This is a genomic window from Microcystis sp. M53602_WE12, assembly GCF_030065455.1.
In the GTDB taxonomy this organism is placed as follows: Bacteria; Cyanobacteriota; Cyanobacteriia; order Cyanobacteriales; family Microcystaceae; genus Microcystis; species Microcystis aeruginosa.
This window is the reverse complement of record NZ_JASJFB010000844.1, coordinates 1-5,048: the sequence shown is the minus strand read 5'-3', so window position 1 is coordinate 5,048 and position 5,048 is coordinate 1. Positions and strand designations below refer to the sequence as shown.

Below are 5,048 nucleotides of genomic sequence, written 5' to 3'. Positions count from 1 at the left end.
TAGGGGATGGGTGGATATTCTCACCGACTTGCTGACGGAATTGAGCGAAATGGGCAGTTATAAAGCGGTAGCGCAGGTGATGCGACGTAGGGTGTTGAGAATGCGAGAAAATAGCGATTTATTGCGAGTTTGTTTTATAGAGGCGCAATTTCATCCCGAATTAAAAGAGCGAATTCAATCGGAGGTAATTGCTAAAATGACCGATGTGGCCGAGGCTTTTTTTCAAACAGCGATCGATCGTGGTGTCTATCGTCCCATGAATCCGAAAATTGTCGCCCAGGTTTTTCTAGGAATGTTCGCAATTGCCGGTTTTTCCAGTGAAACTATTTTAGATAGTAATGCTTCCCCCTTAGCTTTACAAGAAATGGCCGAAGGTATTGCCGAAATTTTTCTGAATGGAGTGTTAGTTAAGTAGTCGTGCAAAATTAATTTCCTAGTCGAGACTCCGAGACAGCTAATCTAAAGATAGGCGGTTAAAATCCGTTTTAGCTTACTTAAGTAGCTGGTTATAATTAAATTAAAAATGGATTTTAGGTTCGATCCCCCCTGCCCCTCTTGATAAGCGGGGTGCCGATCCCCCCTGCCCCCCTTGATAAGGGGGGTGCCGATCCCCCCTGCCCCCCTTGATAAGGGGGGTGCCGATAGGCGGGGGGATCCCCCTTAATAAGGGGGGCATCTGATAATTTTTAACGCCTACTTACTTATGATAAAATGCCTTCAAAGACAGGTAAGGGAAAACTTTCAATTATTCACTCAATAAAATAACTGATAGCCGAGATGAAACCCTGTTACTGTATTAATCCCGATTGTTCTCAACCAGACCATCCGAGCAATAATAACTCGAATACTCGTTACTGTCAAAGTTGCGGCTCTGAGTTGTTGTTAAATGGTAAATATAGGGTAAGTCGGTTATTGAGTGATACGACTGGTTTTGGCATTGTTTATGAGGCTTTTGAGGGTTTTACAGCCAAAATCCTCAAGGTATTACAAGAAAAATGGAATAATGACCCGAAGGCAGTGGAATTATTTAAACGGGAATATGACGTTTTATTAGAGTTGAGTCGTCAAAATGTCACCGGTGTTCCTCGCGCAGATACCTATTTTCAATATTCCACGAGAGAAGGGAAAATATTACACTGTTTAGTTATGGAAAAAGTGGAGGGGATTAATTTAGAACAGTGGCTAAAGCAGTATGATAAATTAAGTCAAAAACGGGCTTTTAAATGGCTGAGAGAAATTACTTTAATTCTGGATAAAATTCATCAACAGAATTGGCTGCATCGAGATATTAAACCCCCTAATATTATGCTGCGGAATAGTGGCGAGTTGGTGTTAATTGATTTTGGCACAGCAAGGGAAGAAACCCAAACCTATCATCAAAAGGTAAAAGGTCAACAGGTGACAGGTATTACCTCAGCTGGATATACACCCAATGAACAACAACATGGCCAAGCAGTGATTCAATCAGATTTTCATGCTTTAGGACGAACTTTTGTACATTTATTAACCGGAAAACATCCCTTAGAAATTTATGATGCGGTTAATGATGTTTTAGCTTGGCGAGAAGAAACGGAAAATATTCACCCGTTATTGTTGGATTTTATTGATGAGTTGATGGGAAGATTGCCAAAGAATAGACCGGCTAATACTAGGGTTATTTTACAGCGTTTGGATGAGATTGAACGGCAATTAAAGTTACCTACTATAACTCCTAATAGACCATCTCCACCAGCAGCAAATCCGCAGCCTGTTGTAACTCAAAAACAACCGCCAGTTATTCCTAAGATTAATCCTTCTCCGCCAGTTTCACCTGTAGATAAAACCCTTACTGGTCATTCTGGCCAGGTTTATTCACTAGCATATAGTCCCGATGGCCGCTATTTAGCTAGTGGTAGTTCGGACAAAACTATCAAAATTTGGGAGACAGCAACGGGAACAGAATTGCGTACTCTTACTGGTCATTCTATGACGGTTTGGTCAGTGGCATATAGTCCAGATGGCCGCTATTTAGCTAGTGGGAGTCTTGACAAAACTATCAAAATTTGGGAGGTGGCAACGGGAAAAGTGCGTACCCTTACTGGTCATTATATGACGTTTTGGTCAGTGGCATATAGTCCCGATGGCCGCTATTTAGCTAGTGGTAGTTCGGACAAAACTATCAAAATTTGGGAGACAGCAACGGGAAAAGAATTGCGTACTCTTGCTGGTCATTCTAAAGGGGTTTGGTCAGTAGTATATAGTCCCGATGGCCGCTATTTAGCTAGTGGTAGTAGTGACAAAACTATCAAAATTTGGGAAGTAGCAACGGGACAAGAATTGCGTACTCTTACTGGTCATTCCGAGGGGGTTTTATCAGTAGCATATAGTCCCGATGGCCGCTATTTAGCTAGTGGGATTGGTGACGGTGCTATCAAAATTTGGGAGGTAGCAACGGTAAGAGAATTGCGTACCCCTACTCGTCATTCTGAGGTAGTTAGGTCAGTAGCATATAGTCCCGATGGACGCTATTTAGCTAGTGGGAGTCAGGACAAAACTATCAAAATTTGGGAGGTAGCAACGGGAAACGAATTGCGTACCCTTACCGGTCATTCTGAGACAGTTTTCTCAGTAGCATATAGTCCCGATGGTCGCTATTTAGCTAGTGGGAGTGCTGACAAAACTATCAAAATTTGGCGGGTGAGACAGTAAACTTGTGTTTGGGGTGACAGCAATAACTTTTGTCTATCAAAAATGAGCGACGCTTGCGGGAAACTGCACCGATGTCTTTAAAAATGTTGGGTTTTGGCTCAAATTATTGAATCGAGCAGTTTTCTCCTAAGTAGGGTATGCGGCAAAAAGTACGGGCGAAGCATTCGGATAGAAAATCTACAGTTTCACCGATAGGTTATTGTCCGAATGCTTCGCCCCTACAGGACGCGGGCCGATAAAGACGCAAGATTTTGAACGACGATTCTCTCACAATCTTGCACCTGTTTTGCGAGAAAAGCCACAAAATCTCTACCTTGCTTACATCTCACATTTATTCAGCAAACCCTATATAATGTGTATATTAACAATCTACTATACACAACTAGGGATAGGATGATGACTAACATTATCATTGATGACCAACTCATGGCTGATGCTCTTAAAGCTACTGGTTTAAAGACTAAACAAGAAGTTGTTGAATTGGGTCTTAAGACTTTGATTCGGCTCAAACAACAGGAGAAAATTAAAGCCTTTAAAGGTAAGCTTAAATGGGAAGGAAACCTTGAGGAAATGAGGCACAATCAATGATTCTTACGATGTCGTTAAAGAATGTTGGGTTTCGCTCAAATTATTGAATCGAGCAGTTTTCTCCTAAGTATTAAAGCGCTCAACTCAACCGAAAAGCTTGATCTCAGCTACTAGGACGATAACTGCGACTGAAGAAAACTGTAACCACGATCAAATCGGGGAATCATCCTACAGTTGAATTGATTCAGTTCTTCAACAATGTCAGGACTATCAAAGTCTTTTGAGTTTCGATTCAAAAAACACGCCTGCTGTGGCTGATAACGTCGTAAATGATGAAGTACCGAGGCATAGACAAGAGCATCTTGTGGCGTTAAATCATATATCTTTTCATAAGATGCTGCTTCGATTAAAATATCAGCAGTAAGTGCCACAATTTCTCCTACCTTGAGGAGGCGTTCTCGATATTTATTAAAACGATGTCGTTCTTCTTCATTGCTTTGCACCATTAAACTAGCAATATCTTGAATACTCTTGATCCGACTTGCATAAGAAGCTGTGCGTGAAAGTTGACGTAACTCAGTATCTAGTAACTGTTGAAGTTCCCGACGACTCTTTGCTTGACGAGTCAGTTTTTCGTGAGGTTCAGCTAGACTATATGCTGGAATAATTAGTTTGGCTTGTCCTGTTTCACAAAGTTGCAGAATCTGCTCACAGCTTAGACACTGCTCTTGCTCGAAGGTTAGCTCTAAAACAAAATTTGTTTCAACATAGATATTCACGCCGCTGCCTCACGCTGAAATTTTCCCCCAGCTAAAGCAGCATACAACCCTGAATCAATCAACCAACGCTGAGAATCATCGAGAGCTTCAGGCGGCTTTTCAGAATGAATAATCTCTCCCAACCAAGAAGCAACAATTAGTTCAAGACTTTGCCTACTAATTTGGTCATTCGTTACCCCTGCTCGTTGAAAATAAGGCTGAAGAATGGGACTGGCATCAATCATATAACTAGGTTCACTCTGCTCCTGAAAAGCCCCAACATTACTCCATAAGTAAAATCTGTCAGGAAAGACCAGCAAAAAATAGGGAGCCTTGGCAAAAGTACCGTGTGCCAGAATATTGCGTCGGAGTTTTGCCGCCCATTCTTGGGATACGTTGGTTTTGCACTTGACCTCAACCACAAGAGCGAGTTGACCATTGCGGTTATTAACTGCTAAATCCCAGCCAGAAGCCATAAGATGAACTGATGAAACCATACACAGCACCCCGCGTAAAATTATTGATGAACGATGATTGAGTTGCGACTCATTTCTATTAAGGAATGTTGAGTAAAAAGTGCTTTTATTTGGGGTAGATTATTCTGAAATAATGCTTCTAATTCAACATTCGTAATGTTACCCGTAGTCACTAGCAGAAGCTTATAAGGTTCTTGATTAATCAAAAATGAATCGAGAAAATCTGTGTCTTTGGTAATAACAATACGATTTTGTTTAATTGAAAGAGCGTTAATTTCTGTATCTGTCGTGGCATTTTGTTGGGGTAAATCTTTAGTATGAATTGTATCATGACCAGCAGCTTGCAAAAAACGGGCTAAACGAACTGGCAATTGGGCATCGACTAAAAAGTTCATGGTGCAATTTGGTAGATGCTTTTTACCTGAGTTAATCGAGTGGCAAACAATAACGCCGCTAGAATATCCTCCCGTTCCAAATCATCGTAGTCGGCTAAAATATCTTCGATACTCATGCCAGAACTAAGTAATTCTAGGATAAATTCAACAGGATAACGCAATCCTCGAAGGCAAGGTTTGCCATGACAGATATTTAAATCGAG

Annotated in this window: 7 protein-coding genes; 3 read left to right on the top strand and 4 right to left on the bottom strand. The window is 41.2% G+C overall.

All coding sequences use genetic code 11. The annotated features are described in order from the left end of the window. The 3 genes from PX482_RS25785 to PX482_RS25775 all read left to right on the top strand — a co-directional run. The coding region (locus PX482_RS25785; protein WP_288123204.1) for a TetR/AcrR family transcriptional regulator C-terminal domain-containing protein at nt 1–415 on the top strand (415 nt) is incomplete at its 5' end. Between the two features lie 362 nt (nt 416–777). Beyond that, nucleotides 778–2,688, top strand: coding sequence for a serine/threonine-protein kinase (locus PX482_RS25780; protein ID WP_288026027.1), 1,911 nt, complete (start codon nt 778–780; stop codon nt 2,686–2,688). A 393-nt stretch (nt 2,689–3,081) separates the two neighbouring features. Further along, entirely contained in the window at nt 3,082–3,276 is a 195-nt protein-coding gene (locus PX482_RS25775) for a type II toxin-antitoxin system VapB family antitoxin (protein WP_002752171.1), read from the top strand. Between the two features lie 110 nt (nt 3,277–3,386). On the opposite strand, the gene PX482_RS25770 is transcribed toward PX482_RS25775, so the two are convergent. The 4 genes from PX482_RS25770 to PX482_RS25755 all read right to left on the bottom strand — a co-directional run. Beyond that, nucleotides 3,387–3,995, bottom strand: coding sequence for a PIN domain-containing protein (locus tag PX482_RS25770; protein WP_002752169.1), 609 nt, complete (start codon nt 3,993–3,995; stop codon nt 3,387–3,389). Beyond that, nucleotides 3,992–4,471, bottom strand: a complete 480-nt coding sequence (locus PX482_RS25765; protein ID WP_002758609.1) for a hypothetical protein — start codon at nt 4,469–4,471, stop codon at nt 3,992–3,994. The genes PX482_RS25770 and PX482_RS25765 overlap by 4 nt, the downstream gene beginning before the upstream one ends. Before the next feature lie 20 nt (nt 4,472–4,491). Continuing rightward, complete coding sequence (locus tag PX482_RS25760) at nt 4,492–4,845, bottom strand: DUF5615 family PIN-like protein (RefSeq protein ID WP_002758608.1); 354 nt, start codon at nt 4,843–4,845, stop codon at nt 4,492–4,494. Continuing rightward, on the bottom strand, nt 4,842–5,048 hold a 207-nt coding region (locus PX482_RS25755; protein WP_288093698.1), incomplete at its 5' end, for a DUF433 domain-containing protein. The genes PX482_RS25760 and PX482_RS25755, both read right to left, overlap by 4 nt.